Genomic DNA, 14,547 nt, shown 5'->3' with positions numbered 1-14,547 from the left:
GCCTAATTACATTGAGCGCCTGAGACTCAGCATTTACTGTGAAGCCTAATTCCTTCAACAGTGCAGGCTTTGAAATGAAACAGGACGAGTCTTATAAATCATTAATTCTGGATAATGAGCACGCGCCCTGCACGCCAAAAATCACCGTTCGCGAACAGCAAATACTGCAACTTTGTGCAAAAGGTATGACCACCGCAGAAATTGCCAGAACACTTCACCGCGCCGAGAGCACCATCAACTTTCACTTCTTCAACCTCAGAGCAAAGTTTGGAACACGGTGCCGTCACGCCACTGTTTTAAAAGCATTAAAGTTCGGCATCCTGACACACATCTGACGTCTATAAACCTCAAAAAACTGACCGACGCGATACGTATTAATCCGTCTGAAATGCACGTCAAACGATGTTCTGAACCCTGCACAGCCCTACGACAAAAGAGCGTCCCGACATGGCCACTGAAGAATTAGCGTACACAGCCAATAAATACCTTGAACTGTGCCTTCTCGTGCTGGAAAACATGGTGAACAACCCGATGTTCTGGGGAGCTTTTTTAGGGGCATGGCTGGTGGCGAGCTCACGAAAAAATAAAAATATATTCAAAAAAATGGCGAGCTTTTTACTCAGCGCAAGTGTGGGTTACTTATTCTCGCCGGTGGCATCACTTTACTTGCCCGTCATACCGCCCGGCGTGTGCGGTTTTATATGTGCATTGGTGGTAATCCCCCTCAGCCGAAAACTGACTGACTGGATACAGGTGACGGACATTGTCGACCTGATACGACGGTTTAGAGGGGGAAAGTGACCAGATGGCTGAGCAGACTACTCGACACGCTGTGACAAAATTTCTATGCGTTCCGTCAAACCCTGCACATGTTGACGATCCTGTATAGCACTTAGCGCCAGCCCTTGATTGAACGTATTTAAGGCGCGGTAAAGCCGTAAGATTTGAAACTCATTTGCATTAAAAACGTCATGCCCTGACGTTACTTGATGGCAGTTAGACAGCAACATGGGGCCATGCCCGCTAAACAACCAGTCAAGAGAAATATCGTGCTTTTCTGCGAGATCAATGCAGTGCGCATAGGGAATCTTTGAGCGTCCTTTCCAACTGCTCAATGTTTGAGGGCTAACCCCCATGGCGCCTGAAAGGTCAGCGTCAGTTTTAACACCGAAGACCTGCTTCAACCTTAAAAGTACTTCAATTGATTTCTTGTTACTCATTTTGAATAATCCAAATTTGACTCAGCGCGATTTTGCTTCAATATCTACTCACATTGAGTACTTCAAGATTATTAAAAAATTGCAACCTTATAAATATTTCGAAAATGACAACACTGACTTACCTCTCATACAACTCGCTTCAGGCTCAAAAAAACGCAACTCATACAAAATTAATCAAAAAATCCTACAAAAAGAAAACCAAAAACTTACTTAATGCCGGAACTGCTTATTGCCGCCTGTTCCGACACTCACCCACCGAGATCAAAGGAGTGGTCTTTTCTATACGCCGTGCCTGCTACAACTGGCACTTAACAATGTTTAACCGGAGTCACTCATGAGCACCTACAAAATGGTTTGCCCACATTGCTTGAGTAAAATGCGGATCCGCACCAGCGAAGGCAGACATATTTTTTTACGTGTTGCCTATTTGCAATGTACAACCGAAGCCTGTGGATGGTCAGTCCGAGCTGAGTTCGAAATGACCCATGAGCTATCACCCAGCGGTATGCCCAATCCGGATGTTCGTCTTCCTCATGTTGATAAAGACCTGCGTCGCGCTGCTATTCAGAACGTTGATAATGCGTGCGGAGTAACACCATGACATCTGCCCATTTAGTCGAGGATGACGAGCAACAGATACAGGCCTCAGCGCTGACATTCTTGCGAAAGTTCCAACCCCAGCATCCGGAAAGCGGTCAGATTTTATTTTGTAAAACCGTCAATTACCTGGTCAGTATTTACGCGCTGAGCGTTCCGGCGGCACAGAAGTTGGTCAGTCGCGCCTACGGCGAACTCAAAATCATTGATGAACGGTGCCGACTGGATCTGGATGCCAGTACTGAACATCTGGCCGTTATCACAGACCCGGAAAGTGGAATGACGTGGGCCGTTCCAATTAAAGCCATTGTAGAAAGAGTTATTGAGGCACCCGACAATTGTCGAATGCGACTGGTTTAATTCGCGCGATTTTCACGTGTTATCACTTACACACCAGGCGTCACACCTGGTGTGTCATGCCGCGTTTCTCTGACCACACCTGTAGTGGTCGCAGATCAATCGGCAGGCAATGTCCAATTGATGGGCGTTAAACCGTTTTGCTCAAGAAACTTGTTGGTGCGGCTGAAATGCCCGTTACCGATAAAGCCACGATAAGCCGAGAGCGGCGAAGGATGCACTGAGGTCAGCACCAGATGTTTGGTGGCATCAATCAGCTTTTGTTTGCCCTGCGCATGTGCCCCCCACAGCAAAAACACCAACGTGGGCTGCGTCTCGCTGACCACCTGGATTATCCGGTCGGTGAAGTGCTCCCAGCCTTTTTTGGCGTGAGACGCTGCGTTGGCGCGCTCTACGGTCATGGTGGTATTGAGCAGCAACACCCCCTGATCGGCCCATGACTGCAAACAACCATGCGAAGGAATGTCGATATTCAGATCGCGCTTGAGTTCTTTGTAGATGTTGACCAGCGAAGGTGGCGCAGGCACGCCGCGCTGCACGGAAAAACACAGCCCATGGGCCTGACCCGGGCCGTGGTAAGGGTCCTGTCCCAGAATCACCACCTTGACCTTGTCCAGCGGCGTTGAGTTCAGGGCATTGAAAATCAGGGGGCCTGGCGGATAAATTTCTTTGCCCGCAGCGTGCTCCTGACGCAGGAACTCACGCAGCTCGCCCATATAGGGTTTTTCGAACTCCTCGCGCAGCGCCTGCTTCCAGAGGGGTTCAAGTTTTATACGGTCGTCCAGCGTCATGGCTACATCTCGAAAAACAATGATGCGGACACTAAAAAAGCCCACCCGCCTTGTCAATGCAATCAGGCACGTCTGTCGCGGATGACCATGCCGGTCGCACAACTGTTGTATAAAGGCGGCCAGCTCCCACGGTTTTATTGGATTGACCATGTCAACACCCGCCCTGTGCCCCGCCTGCGGCGCCAGCAATGAATGCGCGATGCTCGCCAGCGACGATGTGCCGACGAGCGCATGCTGGTGTTTTAGCGTCACCCTCGACCCGAGCGTCATTGACGCGTTACCTGCCGAACTGCGCAATGCGGCCTGTCTGTGCCCACGGTGCGCCGGTGTACTTGAGCAACTTCCTGCAACGACTGGCGACGCCAACCGTTAAGCTACGCGCCGGTTTTTCATGTGATCGATGGCTATGCGTTTAGACCGTTTCCTCAGCAACTTGCCGCAATTCAATCGCAAACAGGTGCGCCTGTTGCTGATCGAGAAGCGCGTTCAGGTCGATGGCCACATCGTCTGCGATCCTCACCATGAGGTGCGGGCCTTCAGTCGCATTGAGTGCGACGGGCAATGTCTGCAGGTCGGCAAGCCCGCGCGGTATTTCATGCTGCACAAGCCGCCCGGCTGTGTCAGCGCCACCCACGACCCGCAACACCCCACTGTGCTCGACTGGCTGAACGAGCCGGACAAGGACGACCTGCATATCGCCGGGCGCCTGGACTTCAACACCAGCGGGTTGATGCTGATTACCAACGATGGGCACTGGTCACGACAGGTCACGCAACCTGAAACCAAACTGCCCAAGGTGTATTACGTTGAAACAGAGCACGTGATCACCGACGCGTATGCCGTCACGTTCAACCACGGCATTTATTTCGCGTATGAAGACCTCACCACCCAGCCAGCCCACCTGCACCTGCTTGGCCCGCGCTGTGCCCGGCTGAGCATCGTTGAGGGCCGCTATCACCAGGTCAAGCGCATGTTCGGCCACTTCAACAACAAAGTGCTGCGCCTGCACCGCGAGCGCATCGGCTCGTTGGTACTCGATGAACGCCTGGCGCCAGGCCAGTACCGGGCACTGACTGCGCAGGAAATCGAGTTGTTCTGAGACCGCAACCCTCTGGCGTAAGCTCAAGCCCCGCACGATTAACTGTCACATTCCGGGTTCACTCTCGGATTAAACGACGTTCGATGTGCTGGAGTCCGACGCCATGAAGCCTGAAATCGCCGTGCTGGATATACAAGGTCAGTATCGAATCCATACCGAGCATTACCGATCCGAATCGGCACACCGCACCATCATTCTGGTCAACGGGTCGATGTCCACAACGGCCTCATTTGCCCAGACCCTCAAGAACCTGCACCCCGCACTGAATGTCGTGCTGTACGACCAACCCTACGCGGGCCAGTCAAAACCCCACAATCCTCATCATTCCCTGCTGACCAATGAGCTTGAAGCTCACGTGTTGCTGGAGTTGATCGAGCACTTTAACGCCCATTACGTGTTGTCGTTTTCGTGGGGCGGACTGGTTGCACTGGCCGCCCTGGCTGAACAACCACAGCGTATTGAGAAAGCCGTGATCAGTTCGTTCTCACCCGCCATCAATACGGCCATGCAGGATTATCTGGAACGGGGCCGTCACGGGCTGGCCAGGGGCGACCGCACCCTGCTGGGCCATCTGGTGAACGACACACTGGGCAAGCATTTGCCGCACCTGTTCAAACGCTTTAATTTTCGTCACATCAGCACCCTTGCCGATCACGAATACGCGCAAATGCACTTCCACATCGACCATTTGCTGGCGAGTGATTACGCGAGTCGGATCAAGGCGGCTGAACGCATTGCTATTCCCGTGCTGTTCATCAATGGCGAATGGGACGAATACACGGCGGCAAAAGACGCTCGACAATTCGCACACCCTGTTACCAACAGCCAATTTGCCATCGTGGACAACACCGGACACTTTCTGGACATGGAACACACCGCTGCCAGTCGACACACGAAAAGCGTCGTGCTGGACTTCCTGAACCCAGTGCAATCCCCTTCATCGGCAGGGCTGAAAATGACGCCATCCGGTGAGCACATCGGGCTGTAAACGAGGGAATGAACAATTAAACCTTCTCATCCGCGCCGACTTCTGGTACAAAGTCAGCCGCTCTGAGCGGGTGTCGTATAATGGCATTACTCCAGCTTCCCAAGCTGATAACGAGGGTTCGATTCCCTTCACCCGCTCCACTTCTTCATTGCGCTGTCAGCTTTCTGAAAGCGACATTTCTTCGCAGCACTCCTCACACTGCCCGACCACTTTTCTTCACGCTGTACATCACCGTATCCGCATGGTGTAGCAATTGCTGCGCGACTTCTCCGTTCTCGGGGTAGACCGCAACACCAATGCTCGGCAACACGTGCAGGGTATGGCCTTCTATCAGGAGTGGCTGACTGAGGTTCTGGCGGATTTTTTCCGACACGATCTGTGCATGGTCAGGGTGCTTGAGGTTATCCAGCACGACCACGAATTCATCCCCGCTCATCCTCGCCACGGTGTCGCTTTCACGTACGCAGTGCTTCATGCGTTTAGCAATCTGCTGCAGCAAGCAATCGCCGATGCCGTGCCCATATTGATCATTGATCTGTTTGAAATGATCCAGGTCGACATACAACACGCCGACAAACCCGTACTCCCGCCTCGCTTTGGCCAGTGCCCGGTCGAGCCGTTCATACAGTGATTCGCGATTGAACAGTTGTGTCAGGGGATCGTACTGCGCCAGGTACTGCAACCGGGCGTGTAACTGCTTGCGCTCGATGGCGGCGGCCACTTGCGTCGAGACATATTGCAGCAGTTCCTGATGCTCCTCGGTATAACGCTCTTCGCCCAGCGAGCTCTTGACCAGCAGCGCGCCAATAATGCCCTTATGCGTGGCCAGCGGCACACCCAGCCTCGAAGGCGCATCCGGCGAGCGGTGCAGCATCGCTTGCCCGGTGCGTATCACCTGCTCGCTCAACTCAAGGGCTTCGTTACTGTGTCGTTGCGGGTGGTCATCCACGTGATAAGGAAAGCTCAACGTGCCTTGCGCCTGATCCCACAGGGCGACCGAAAAATTCAACGCGGGCAGCCATTGCCCGATGAGCAGGTGCACACGTTTGAACAGCTGCATCAAGTCTTCGGCGCCATGGGCCGCTTCAGAGATATCAAACAGCGCCTGCTGCCGCGATTCGGCGTGCTTGCGTTCGGTGATGTCACGTGCAACGGCGATGCGCATCTGCCAGGTCTCGGACCAACGGGCAGACCACAGGATATGCACGACTCGGCCATCCTTGTGCAGGTATCGGTTCTCAAAATTGAGTTTGGGCTCGCCGCCCATGACGTCCTGAGCCGCCTGCAACGTGCGCGCCCGATCAGCGGGCAACACCAGCTCAATCATGTACGTTCCGATCAGTTCCTCCTGCGTGTACCCGAAAATGCGCTCGCAGGCCGCACTTACAAAGATAAACCGCCCCTGACGGTCCACCACGCACACGGCATCAAGCAACAGATCGATGAAGCTGGATTGCGACAGGTAGCTTTTAATATCCATTGGGCAGCTCTATGCCAGAAGGTAAAACCTCACACTCCATCCTCTTGATGCGGCACTCCCCCCGGCTGATTCCTTGCAGCTCAGGTCACACAACACTCATCCACAAACCGGGCAATGCATGCGCCAGTGCGCTGATCGCAAACCCGATGAACATGACGCCACACAACCGCGTAATCAGTAATTCATGGCGCTGGTACAGCGCGCGAACGTGCCCGGCCCCCACAATCGCGACCAGAATGGCATAGGCCGCCGCGCCGCCCACAAAACTGAGAGCAATCAGCCAGGGCAGCATCGTCCATGTGAGCAACTCTGCGCGACTGGAGAGCAAGGCCGTGAAGGTGGCAACGGCAACGGGATACGCCTTGGGGTTGGTCAAACCGAAGAAAATGCCGTGGGCAAAAGGCTGGCGGGCCGGGCCTTGCTGCGCCCCGCGGCTAGGCTGTGCACGTACGGCACGCACGCCCAGCCAAAAAAGGTAGAGCCCACTGAGCAGGCCCAGCACGTTGAACGCCGTGCTGCCGAACTCACGGGCGCCGACAATGGCGATCAGCGCAGTGCTGCACCACATCACATCGCCCAGCAGGTGCCCGCACAAAAAACCGGCGCCGGCGCGGCGACCACGCGCGGCGCCAATCCCGAATACAGCCAATACGCCTGGCCCCGGCGTGATGCCATAAATGAAGCCCGAGGCCAGTACCGCCCACAACAGCGAAGGTGTCATGCAAAAACGCTCCAGAAATCCCGCTCACGCTCTCCAAGTGCCCGTAAGGCTGCTTGATTTTGCACGTTCTGAAACGTTATGTAACCGCGTGTTGAATAAAACAGCGGCTCGCTTGATAAAACCGCTATCGACGTCCGACCAGATTCACCACTAGCCGGTCCACCCAACCCCAGACCCGCTGTTTGACCCGCCGCCACAAAGGCCGCGATTGCCAGGCCTGCAAACTCACGGCCTGACTCTGCGCGAAGTCGGTGACAAAACTGGCCGCCACAGCGCGAGTCAGTGCAGGGTCCAGCGCCTCCAGATTAGCTTCGAGGTTGAAGTGCAGGTTCCAGTGATCAAAATTGCATGAGCCAATACTGACCCAGTCATCGATCAGCACCATTTTCAGGTGTAAAAAACACGGCTGATATTCAAAGATCTTCACCCCGGCTTTGAGCAGCCGCGGGTAGTAACGGTGCCCGGCATAACGGACAGAAGGGTGATCGGTGCGCGGGCCAGTAAGCAGCAAACGCACATCCACGCCCCGGTTGGCAGCCCGGCGCAGCGACCGGCGCACTTGCCAGGTGGGCAAAAAGTAAGGCGTTGCCAGCCAGATACGCTGTTTTGCACTGTTAATGGCCCTGACCAGCGACTTCAAAATATCGCGATGCTGATGGGCGTCTGCGTAGGCCACACGGCCCATGCCTGTTCCCGACGCCGGCACGCGCGGTAAATGAGGTAACCCGAAGTGGGTGGCGGGTTTCCAGGCTTTACGACTGATATTGGCGCGCCATTGACGGTCAAACAGCATTTGCCAGTCCAACACCAACGGCCCTTGAATGTCGACCATCACTTCATGCCAGTCACAGGTATTGGTGCCCGGCTGCCAAAACTCATCGGTCACCCCAGTACCGCCCACTACCGCCAGACGTTGATCCACCAGCAACAGCTTTCGGTGATCGCGATAGAGGTTATTCAACCCTTTGCGCCAGCTGATGGCGTTGTAAAAGCGCAGCTCCACGCCGGCATCGATCAGCCGTCGACGCAGCCCCAAGGTAAACGCCAGGCTGCCATAGCCGTCGAACAGACACCGTACGCGCACACCGCGCGTGGCCGCTTGCTCCAGCGCCGCCACAATGGCCTCGGCACACGCGCCGCTTTCGACGAGATAAAGCTCCAGGTCAATGTGGGCCTGAGCGTCGCCCATCGCCGCGATCATGCGCGCAAAGAATTGCGGACCATCGATCAGCAATTCGAACTGATTGGCGTCACGCCATGGAAACACTGCGCCAGCCATCTCAGCGGGCCGTGAAGATCAAGACGGCACCCACCGGCACTGAAAAACTGATTGCGGACAATCCCGCCAGTTTGCGCAGTGTTTCAAGCTCGGGCTGCACACCGAAGTCCTCGGCCTGCACCACCAACGGTTCCAGCGTCACTACCTGAAACCGATGCTCATCCAGGCGGGTGGCCAACAGTTGAGCATCATAGGTGTGCTGCTTGCCCCGCAGGCTGACCGTGACCGGCAAACGCAGCTCAAACTGGGCGCCGGGTGCCAGGTCGTTAATCGGTTGCAGGTCTATTTGCGCGGTGATCTGTGCTTCCGGAAAGTGCTTGAAGTCGAACAACACATCACGCATCCGCTCGTCGAGCAGTGGCACCGCGCTGTTGACCGAATCCATCTCGACCCTCAATTGCGCCTGCCCTTTGCTATTCACCTTGCCGTGCAACACCAAAAAACGGTGCACGTTGGCAACGTTGGCATTTTGCGTGGTGATAAACGACAGCCGTGACGACTCGCCATCCAGATACCAATTGGCCTGTGCGGACAGGCTGACACCCAGCGTCAGCAAGAGTGCGCACACAGAAGACAAACACGCTTTGAACATAAGAACTCTTCGGCAATTAAACGTGGGCGAACATTACCCCGAGCCGGGGCACATGCAAGCGGTGCGAGGGATTTTTTTAGCTTATCGGGTAGGACGCCAGCCGGCCCAAACAGTTCATCAGGCCCAAAGCGGCGCGGCGCTTGTCACGCAAGCATCACTCAATTGTCATGGCGATGACATTGCGCCTGCCTAGCCTGACGTTGCGCCCCTCAGTCGATTGGCAGTCACCCTCGGCGGGCACTGGCCTGCATGGAGATTCGCAATGTCTCAAATCGCCCGCATTCGCGACACCGCTCAAGAACGACGCCTGCAAGCAGAACGCCTGATCGGCCCCGAAGCGTTGCGCGAGGCACAGGCCCTGCGCTTCCGGGTGTTCAGTGATGAACTCAAGGCCACGCTTAAAGGCGCAGAAGGCGGCCTGGATCAGGACGACTTCGACAGGCATTGTGCGCACATCGGCGTGCGCGACCTCAACACCGGCCATCTGGTCGCCACCACCCGGCTGCTGGACCACACGGCCGCGCGCGGCATCGGGCATTTTTACAGCGAAGAAGAATTCAATCTGCACGGGCTGGCGCACCTGCAAGGGCCTGTTCTTGAAATCGGACGAACGTGCGTCGACCCCGCCTACCGCAATGGCGGCACCATTGCCGTGCTGTGGGGCGAACTGGCTGAAGTCCTCAATCAGGGCCACTACCGATACCTGATGGGCTGCGCCAGCATCCCGATGCAGGACGGCGGCATTCAGGCCCATGCCATCATGCAGCGCTTGCGCGAACGCTACCTGTGCACCGAACACCTGCGCGCCGAACCGAAAAAGCCGATTCCGCACCAGGAACTGCCCGCCAATGTGATTGCCGAACTGCCGCCGCTGCTCAAGGCCTATATGCGCCTGGGAGCGAAAATCTGCGGCGAACCCTGCTGGGATGAAGACTTCCAGGTGGCCGACGTGTTTATTTTGCTTAAACGTGACGAGCTGTGCCCGCGTTATGCCCGGCACTTCAAGGCGGCCATGTAATGGGTCGCTTGCGGCGTTACGGCCGCGTGATCCACGTGTTGTGCGTCGTAGGGTTGGGGCTGGGCATGGCCAGCGTATTTGGCGTGATGGAACGCCTGAAACTCAACAGCACTCAGGTCAGGCGCCAGCGCTGGTCACAGTTTTTCATGGCGCGCCTGAGCCATGCCCTGCCCTTTCGCATCAGGGTGTTCGGACAGTTGCCGGACACCTCGATGCTGTGGGTCAGTAACCATGTGTCATGGACAGACATCGCACTGCTGGGGCAATTGACGCCACTGTCGTTTTTGTCCAAAGCAGATGTGCGCGGCTGGCCGATCGCAGGATGGCTGGCCGCCAAGGCGGGCAGTCTGTTCATCCGGCGCGGTGCCGGCGACAGCCAATTGATCCGCCAACAGATGCACCACCATTTGAGTCAGGGCTTGCCGCTGTTGATGTTTCCCGAGGGCACCACGACAGATGGCCACTGCGTGCGCACCTTCCACGGCCGACTGCTCTGCGCGGCGATCGACAGCGGCGCGCACCTGCAACCGGTCGCGATCCGTTATCTGCGTGATGGCTCGACCGACCCGATTGCGCCTTTCATCGGCGATGACGACTTGCTGTCGCATTTGATGCGGTTGTTCAGTCACGACACGGCGGACGTGGAGATCCACCTGCTCGAACCCATTGCGTGCCTGAATCAGGAACGGGCCGTCCTCGCCTTCCGCGCGCAGCAAGCCATTGAACGCGTGCTGGTGCAGCCCCAACAGACAGGGCCTGCGGGTGCAGCTCAGGCCAGCTGGTTAATGCAGCGCTAACTCAACGCGCATTCAGCGGCTCAGCGCATGAGCGGCGTAAGCCTGTAGCTCGGGGTAGAACGCTTGAAAGTCGTCGCTTAAAGGCTGATACAGCGCATCCAGGTCCTGCATGGCGCCCGCCAGTTCCTGGGGGCGTGACAGGCGGCGGGCAATCCCGCTAAACACCCGCTCCAGCGTTGGGTAGTCCTGATAGGAACCCAACCAGTCGTGGGCGGCCATGTGCGGTGCAATGGCCGCCAATCGGGCGGGCAACTGCGGCTCGGCCCCCAACACACGATAAAAACCCGACGTAAAGCGCTCCAGCGGTACATCGGCATAGTGACCCCAGTCCCGGGCCAGGCAATGGTCGAAAAACACATCGAGCACAATGCCTGCATACCGCCGTCGCGTGTGGGTAAACCGCGACAGTGCCTGCCCGACTAAGGGGTGAGCGTCGGTGAAGGCATCAATGCTGCGGTGCAACTGGATGCCGGACTCAATACCCGGCCGGAATTCACCTTGCAGCGGGCCTTTGACAAAGTCGCCATAGAGGCTACCGAGTAATTCTTCAGGGCGCTGGCCGCCAAGGTGCAGATGTGCGAGATAATTCATGGCGCGCAGTTTAGCACTGCACCCTCCATATCGTTATAACCCGATATACCGATTTGTACTGATCTCAGATCAAAATCATATTTGTATATCGCGATATTACGATTTAAAGTTCGCCTCATCGCGATATAACGTTGTACCTCATTGAGCACTGCCACCATGAACATCGACCTCGACGAAATAATAAAAGCGCTGGCACACCCAGTACGCCGAGAAATCCTTCACCTGCTTAAAGATCCCGAAAAGTCATTTCCTGACCAATTGCATTCCACCGAGCACGGCGTGTGCGCCGGTCAATTTGACCAGCATTGCGGCCTCTCGCAGTCGACGGTCTCAGCGCACCTGGCGACCTTGCAGCGCGCGGGCCTGATCACCAGCCAGAAGCATGGCCAATGGCACTTTTTCAAACGTAACGAAGACACCATCAGGGCCTTCCTCGAACAATTCAACCAAACGCTTTAACAAGGATTTTCATGCCCCTCTCGCTTCTCATCCTGGCGCTTAGCGCCTTCGCTATCGGGACCACCGAGTTCGTCATCATGGGCTTGCTGCCCGATGTGGCTGCCGACCTGGGTGTCTCCATTCCCGGTGCTGGCTGGCTGGTCACCGGTTACGCGTTAGGCGTGGCCATCGGCGCGCCGTTCATGGCGCTGGCGACTGCCAAGCTGCCACGCAAAGCCGCGCTGGTGGCCTTGATGGGTATTTTTATCGTCGGCAACCTGTTGTGCGCTGTGGCCAGCGATTACAACGTGCTGATGTTTGCCCGTGTCGTCACAGCGCTTTGCCATGGCGCTTTTTTCGGCATTGGCTCGGTCGTGGCGGCGGGCCTGGTGCCCGCCAACAAGCGCGCCTCCGCCGTTGCGCTGATGTTCACGGGGCTGACACTGGCAAACGTGCTGGGCGTGCCGTTGGGGACCGCGCTGGGGCAAGCCGCCGGATGGCGCTCGACGTTCTTCGCCGTCACCGTCATCGGCGTGATCGCGCTGATTGGCCTGATCCGCTTCTTGCCGACCAAGCGCGACGAAGAAAAACTCGACATGCGAGCCGAGCTCAGAGCACTCAAAGGCGCTGGCATCTGGTTGTCCTTGAGCATGACCGCTTTGTTTGCCGCGTCGATGTTCACCCTCTTCACTTATGTGGCGCCATTGCTGGGTGACGTGACTGGCGTATCGCCGCGGGGCGTGACCTGGACCTTGCTGCTGATCGGCCTCGGGCTCACCGTCGGCAACATCATCGGCGGCAAATTGGCTGACAAGCGTCTGGCCGCCACCCTGATGGGCGTCTTCATCGCCATGGCCGTGATATCGACCGTCCTGACCTGGACCAGCGTGGCCGTGATCCCGACTGAGATCACCTTGTTCCTGTGGGCTACCGCCTCGTTTGCAGCCGTCCCGGCGCTGCAAGTCAACGTCGTGACCTTCGGCAAAGCGGCCCCCAATCTGGTTTCAACCCTGAACATCGGCGCCTTCAACATCGGTAACGCACTGGGCGCCTGGGTAGGCGGCAGCGTGATTGCACATGGCTTCGGCCTGACCAGCGTGCCGCTGGCTGCCGCAGCGTTGGCGGTCCTGGCGTTGCTGGTGACCCTGATTACTTTTCGCCAGGGCGGGACGCCCGACCTGGCCACTGCCACACACTGATCCGAGAGGCTACAGACATGACCACCCTTTTCGACCCTATCAAACTGGGCGAGCTCGAACTGCCCAACCGCATCATCATGGCCCCGCTGACCCGCTGCCGCGCCGATGAAGGCCGCGTCCCGAATGCGTTGATGGCTGAGTACTACGTGCAACGTGCCAGCGCCGGTCTGATCCTCAGCGAAGCGACTTCGGTGACGCCAATGGGCGTTGGCTACCCGGACACCCCAGGGATCTGGTCAGACGCTCAGGTACGCGGCTGGACCAATATCACTAAAGCGTTGCACCAGGCGGGTGGCCGAATCTTCCTGCAACTGTGGCACGTGGGCCGTATCTCGCACCCCACCTACCTGAACGGCGAAACGCCAGTTGCGCCAAGCGCCATCGCGGCTAAAGGCCATGTCAGCCTGCTGCGTCCGAAAGTGGATTTCCCCACACCGCGCGCACTGGAAACAGCCGAGATCGCTGACATTGTCGAGGCCTATCGCACAGGCGCAGAAAACGCCAAGGCCGCTGGTTTTGATGGTGTCGAGATTCACGGCGCCAATGGTTATCTGCTCGATCAGTTCCTGCAGAGCAGCACGAACCAGCGCACGGATCAGTACGGCGGCTCAGTGGAAAACCGTGCCCGCCTGTTGCTGGAAGTCACGGACGCCGCTATCAGCGTCTGGGGACCGGGTCGTGTGGGCGTGCACTTGTCCCCTCGTGCCGACTTGCACGATATGGGGGATGAGAACCTAGCTGAAACCTTTGGCTATGTCGCACGGGAACTGGGCAAGCGCGGTATCGCGTTCATCTGCTCGCGCGAAGCAGAGGGCGCTGACAGCCTGGGCCCGCAATTGAAAGCGGCGTTTGGCGGTCCTTACATCGCTAATGAGCGCTTTACCAAAGACAGCGCCAACGCCTTGCTGGCTGCTGGCAAAGCAGACGCCGTGGCTTTTGGTGTGCCTTACATCGCAAACCCGGATTTGCCTGAGCGCTTCAAAGCGGATGCCCCGCTCAATGAACCTCAACCGCAGACTTTTTACTCTCACGGACCGGAAGGCTACATCGACTACCCGGCGCTGTGAGTGGTGCTGAGATGACGCGCCTTTAACGCACGCCATAAAAAACGCCCAAGGCCTTAATGACCTTGGGCGTTTTGTTTTAAATAAGGGGGGTCACACTCAGACGCAAGCGAGATAAATCAAGCGTTCGTCTGTGGCACGTAGGCCAAGTAAAAAAAGGGGCGGTTTGACCCGCCCACATTTATTCCCTAGGCTCTGTACGTAAAGTATTGTCGCAAGCACCGCATAGCGCAGGCCAATGAGACCATCGCCGCAAAACTTGTTGCGAGCTTGTCGAAGCGCGTCACGATGCGACGGTTCTCCTTCAGCCAGCCAA

At 56.8% G+C, this 14,547-nt stretch carries 19 protein-coding genes, 1 tRNA gene and 1 pseudogene; 13 read left to right on the top strand and 8 right to left on the bottom strand.

Features of this window, described 5'->3' with window-relative positions; all coding sequences use genetic code 11:
• The first annotated feature begins 38 nt into the window (after positions 1 to 38).
• Both HBN61_RS14030 and HBN61_RS14025 read left to right on the top strand, forming a co-directional pair.
• Positions 39 to 335 (top strand): response regulator transcription factor, encoded by a 297-nt coding sequence (locus HBN61_RS14030; protein ID WP_139047525.1) that lies wholly within the window; start codon positions 39 to 41, stop codon positions 333 to 335.
• 112 nt (positions 336 to 447) lie between these two features.
• A complete protein-coding gene (locus tag HBN61_RS14025; RefSeq protein WP_047277126.1) occupies positions 448 to 801 on the top strand; it encodes a putative holin in 354 nt (117 codons plus the stop codon).
• A gap of 17 nt (positions 802 to 818) precedes the next feature.
• Here HBN61_RS14025 and HBN61_RS14020 read toward each other — a convergent pair whose 3' ends face one another.
• On the bottom strand, positions 819 to 1,220 hold the full coding sequence (locus HBN61_RS14020; RefSeq protein WP_047277128.1) for a helix-turn-helix domain-containing protein: 402 nt from the start codon (positions 1,218 to 1,220) through the stop codon (positions 819 to 821).
• A 334-nt stretch (positions 1,221 to 1,554) separates the two neighbouring features.
• On the opposite strand from HBN61_RS14020, the gene HBN61_RS14015 reads away from it, so the two are divergent.
• Together HBN61_RS14015 and HBN61_RS14010 are read left to right on the top strand one after the other, a co-directional pair.
• Positions 1,555 to 1,821: an Ogr/Delta-like zinc finger protein gene (locus tag HBN61_RS14015; protein ID WP_080960237.1), complete on the top strand. Its 267-nt coding sequence runs from the start codon at positions 1,555 to 1,557 to the stop codon at positions 1,819 to 1,821.
• A complete protein-coding gene (locus HBN61_RS14010; RefSeq protein ID WP_083333309.1) occupies positions 1,818 to 2,177 on the top strand; it encodes a hypothetical protein in 360 nt (119 codons plus the stop codon). Before HBN61_RS14015 ends, HBN61_RS14010 begins: the two co-directional genes overlap by 4 nt.
• 95 nt (positions 2,178 to 2,272) lie before the next feature.
• Here the strand turns inward: HBN61_RS14010 and ung are convergent, their stop codons facing one another.
• On the bottom strand, positions 2,273 to 2,965 hold the full coding sequence (gene ung / locus HBN61_RS14005) for a uracil-DNA glycosylase (protein ID WP_047277131.1): 693 nt from the start codon (positions 2,963 to 2,965) through the stop codon (positions 2,273 to 2,275).
• Between the two features lie 148 nt (positions 2,966 to 3,113).
• On the opposite strand from ung, the gene HBN61_RS14000 reads away from it, so the two are divergent.
• The 4 genes from HBN61_RS14000 to HBN61_RS13985 all read left to right on the top strand — a co-directional run bounded on the left by HBN61_RS14000 (position 3,114) and on the right by HBN61_RS13985 (position 5,192).
• Positions 3,114 to 3,338, top strand: a complete 225-nt coding sequence (locus HBN61_RS14000) for a cysteine-rich CWC family protein (protein ID WP_047278229.1) — start codon at positions 3,114 to 3,116, stop codon at positions 3,336 to 3,338.
• Between the two features lie 33 nt (positions 3,339 to 3,371).
• Entirely contained in the window at positions 3,372 to 4,064 is a 693-nt protein-coding gene (locus tag HBN61_RS13995; RefSeq protein WP_047281093.1) for a pseudouridine synthase, read from the top strand.
• Positions 4,065 to 4,167: 103 nt separating this feature from the next.
• Entirely contained in the window at positions 4,168 to 5,052 is an 885-nt protein-coding gene (locus HBN61_RS13990; protein ID WP_083333308.1) for an alpha/beta fold hydrolase, read from the top strand.
• A 66-nt stretch (positions 5,053 to 5,118) separates the two neighbouring features.
• Positions 5,119 to 5,192 (top strand) — tRNA-Gly (locus HBN61_RS13985).
• A gap of 53 nt (positions 5,193 to 5,245) precedes the next feature.
• Here HBN61_RS13985 and HBN61_RS13980 read toward each other — a convergent pair.
• The 4 genes from HBN61_RS13980 to HBN61_RS13965 form a co-directional block, all read right to left on the bottom strand.
• Entirely contained in the window at positions 5,246 to 6,532 is a 1,287-nt protein-coding gene (locus HBN61_RS13980) for a diguanylate cyclase domain-containing protein (RefSeq protein WP_083333307.1), read from the bottom strand.
• A gap of 85 nt (positions 6,533 to 6,617) precedes the next feature.
• Positions 6,618 to 7,253 carry a LysE family translocator gene (locus HBN61_RS13975; RefSeq protein WP_047281096.1) on the bottom strand — a complete coding sequence of 212 codons (636 nt, stop codon included), beginning with the start codon at positions 7,251 to 7,253 and terminating at the stop codon, positions 6,618 to 6,620.
• A 124-nt stretch (positions 7,254 to 7,377) separates the two neighbouring features.
• Positions 7,378 to 8,532: a phospholipase D-like domain-containing protein gene (locus HBN61_RS13970; protein ID WP_083333306.1), complete on the bottom strand. Its 1,155-nt coding sequence runs from the start codon at positions 8,530 to 8,532 to the stop codon at positions 7,378 to 7,380.
• Position 8,533: 1 nt separating this feature from the next.
• Positions 8,534 to 9,124: a YceI family protein gene (locus tag HBN61_RS13965; protein WP_047277143.1), complete on the bottom strand. Its 591-nt coding sequence runs from the start codon at positions 9,122 to 9,124 to the stop codon at positions 8,534 to 8,536.
• A 262-nt stretch (positions 9,125 to 9,386) separates the two neighbouring features.
• Between HBN61_RS13965 and olsB the strand changes: the two genes are divergently transcribed.
• Together olsB and HBN61_RS13955 are read left to right on the top strand one after the other, a co-directional pair.
• A complete protein-coding gene (gene olsB / locus HBN61_RS13960) occupies positions 9,387 to 10,142 on the top strand; it encodes an L-ornithine N(alpha)-acyltransferase (protein ID WP_047277145.1) in 756 nt (251 codons plus the stop codon).
• Positions 10,142 to 10,939 (top strand): lysophospholipid acyltransferase family protein, encoded by a 798-nt coding sequence (locus tag HBN61_RS13955; protein ID WP_083333304.1) that lies wholly within the window; start codon positions 10,142 to 10,144, stop codon positions 10,937 to 10,939. The genes olsB and HBN61_RS13955 overlap by 1 nt, the downstream gene beginning before the upstream one ends.
• 12 nt (positions 10,940 to 10,951) lie before the next feature.
• On the opposite strand, the gene HBN61_RS13950 is transcribed toward HBN61_RS13955, so the two are convergent.
• Positions 10,952 to 11,530, bottom strand: a complete 579-nt coding sequence (locus HBN61_RS13950; protein WP_047277149.1) for an acyl carrier protein phosphodiesterase — start codon at positions 11,528 to 11,530, stop codon at positions 10,952 to 10,954.
• Between the two features lie 156 nt (positions 11,531 to 11,686).
• Here HBN61_RS13950 and HBN61_RS13945 point away from each other — a divergent pair, with 156 nt between their 5' ends.
• From HBN61_RS13945 to HBN61_RS13935, 3 genes are read left to right on the top strand one after another with little or no spacing between them, the layout of a single operon-like run.
• Positions 11,687 to 11,989: an ArsR/SmtB family transcription factor gene (locus tag HBN61_RS13945; RefSeq protein ID WP_047277151.1), complete on the top strand. Its 303-nt coding sequence runs from the start codon at positions 11,687 to 11,689 to the stop codon at positions 11,987 to 11,989.
• 11 nt (positions 11,990 to 12,000) lie between these two features.
• The gene (locus HBN61_RS13940; RefSeq protein ID WP_047278244.1) at positions 12,001 to 13,167 is read left to right on the top strand and encodes an MFS transporter; all 1,167 of its coding nucleotides are present in this window, start codon (positions 12,001 to 12,003) and stop codon (positions 13,165 to 13,167) included.
• Positions 13,168 to 13,184: 17 nt separating this feature from the next.
• A complete protein-coding gene (locus tag HBN61_RS13935) occupies positions 13,185 to 14,234 on the top strand; it encodes an alkene reductase (protein ID WP_047277154.1) in 1,050 nt (349 codons plus the stop codon).
• 185 nt (positions 14,235 to 14,419) lie between these two features.
• Here HBN61_RS13935 and HBN61_RS13930 read toward each other — a convergent pair.
• Positions 14,420 to 14,547 (bottom strand): annotated as a pseudogene (locus HBN61_RS13930) (IS5/IS1182 family transposase); the annotation flags it as partial.

Source organism: Pseudomonas sp. WS 5071, from assembly GCF_012985765.1.
Lineage (GTDB): Bacteria > Pseudomonadota > Gammaproteobacteria > Pseudomonadales > Pseudomonadaceae > Aquipseudomonas > Aquipseudomonas lundensis_A.
This window is presented reverse-complemented; position numbering and strand designations above follow the sequence as displayed.

Bases quoted from the DNA above. Each gene is read 5' to 3' on its own strand.
- HBN61_RS14025 (WP_047277126.1), top strand. From the start codon at position 448: ATGGCCACTGAAGAATTAGCGTACACAGCCAATAAATACCTTGAACTG.
- HBN61_RS14020 (WP_047277128.1), bottom strand. From the start codon at position 1,220: ATGAGTAACAAGAAATCAATTGAAGTACTTTTAAGGTTGAAGCAGGTC.
- HBN61_RS14015 (WP_080960237.1), top strand. From the start codon at position 1,555: ATGAGCACCTACAAAATGGTTTGCCCACATTGCTTGAGTAAAATGCGG.
- HBN61_RS14010 (WP_083333309.1), top strand. From the start codon at position 1,818: ATGACATCTGCCCATTTAGTCGAGGATGACGAGCAACAGATACAGGCC.
- ung (WP_047277131.1), bottom strand. From the start codon at position 2,965: ATGACGCTGGACGACCGTATAAAACTTGAACCCCTCTGGAAGCAGGCG.
- HBN61_RS14000 (WP_047278229.1), top strand. From the start codon at position 3,114: ATGTCAACACCCGCCCTGTGCCCCGCCTGCGGCGCCAGCAATGAATGC.
- HBN61_RS13995 (WP_047281093.1), top strand. From the start codon at position 3,372: ATGCGTTTAGACCGTTTCCTCAGCAACTTGCCGCAATTCAATCGCAAA.
- HBN61_RS13990 (WP_083333308.1), top strand. From the start codon at position 4,168: ATGAAGCCTGAAATCGCCGTGCTGGATATACAAGGTCAGTATCGAATC.
- HBN61_RS13980 (WP_083333307.1), bottom strand. From the start codon at position 6,532: ATGGATATTAAAAGCTACCTGTCGCAATCCAGCTTCATCGATCTGTTG.
- HBN61_RS13975 (WP_047281096.1), bottom strand. From the start codon at position 7,253: ATGACACCTTCGCTGTTGTGGGCGGTACTGGCCTCGGGCTTCATTTAT.
- HBN61_RS13970 (WP_083333306.1), bottom strand. From the start codon at position 8,532: ATGGCTGGCGCAGTGTTTCCATGGCGTGACGCCAATCAGTTCGAATTG.
- HBN61_RS13965 (WP_047277143.1), bottom strand. From the start codon at position 9,124: ATGTTCAAAGCGTGTTTGTCTTCTGTGTGCGCACTCTTGCTGACGCTG.
- olsB (WP_047277145.1), top strand. From the start codon at position 9,387: ATGTCTCAAATCGCCCGCATTCGCGACACCGCTCAAGAACGACGCCTG.
- HBN61_RS13955 (WP_083333304.1), top strand. From the start codon at position 10,142: ATGGGTCGCTTGCGGCGTTACGGCCGCGTGATCCACGTGTTGTGCGTC.
- HBN61_RS13950 (WP_047277149.1), bottom strand. From the start codon at position 11,530: ATGAATTATCTCGCACATCTGCACCTTGGCGGCCAGCGCCCTGAAGAA.
- HBN61_RS13945 (WP_047277151.1), top strand. From the start codon at position 11,687: ATGAACATCGACCTCGACGAAATAATAAAAGCGCTGGCACACCCAGTA.
- HBN61_RS13940 (WP_047278244.1), top strand. From the start codon at position 12,001: ATGCCCCTCTCGCTTCTCATCCTGGCGCTTAGCGCCTTCGCTATCGGG.
- HBN61_RS13935 (WP_047277154.1), top strand. From the start codon at position 13,185: ATGACCACCCTTTTCGACCCTATCAAACTGGGCGAGCTCGAACTGCCC.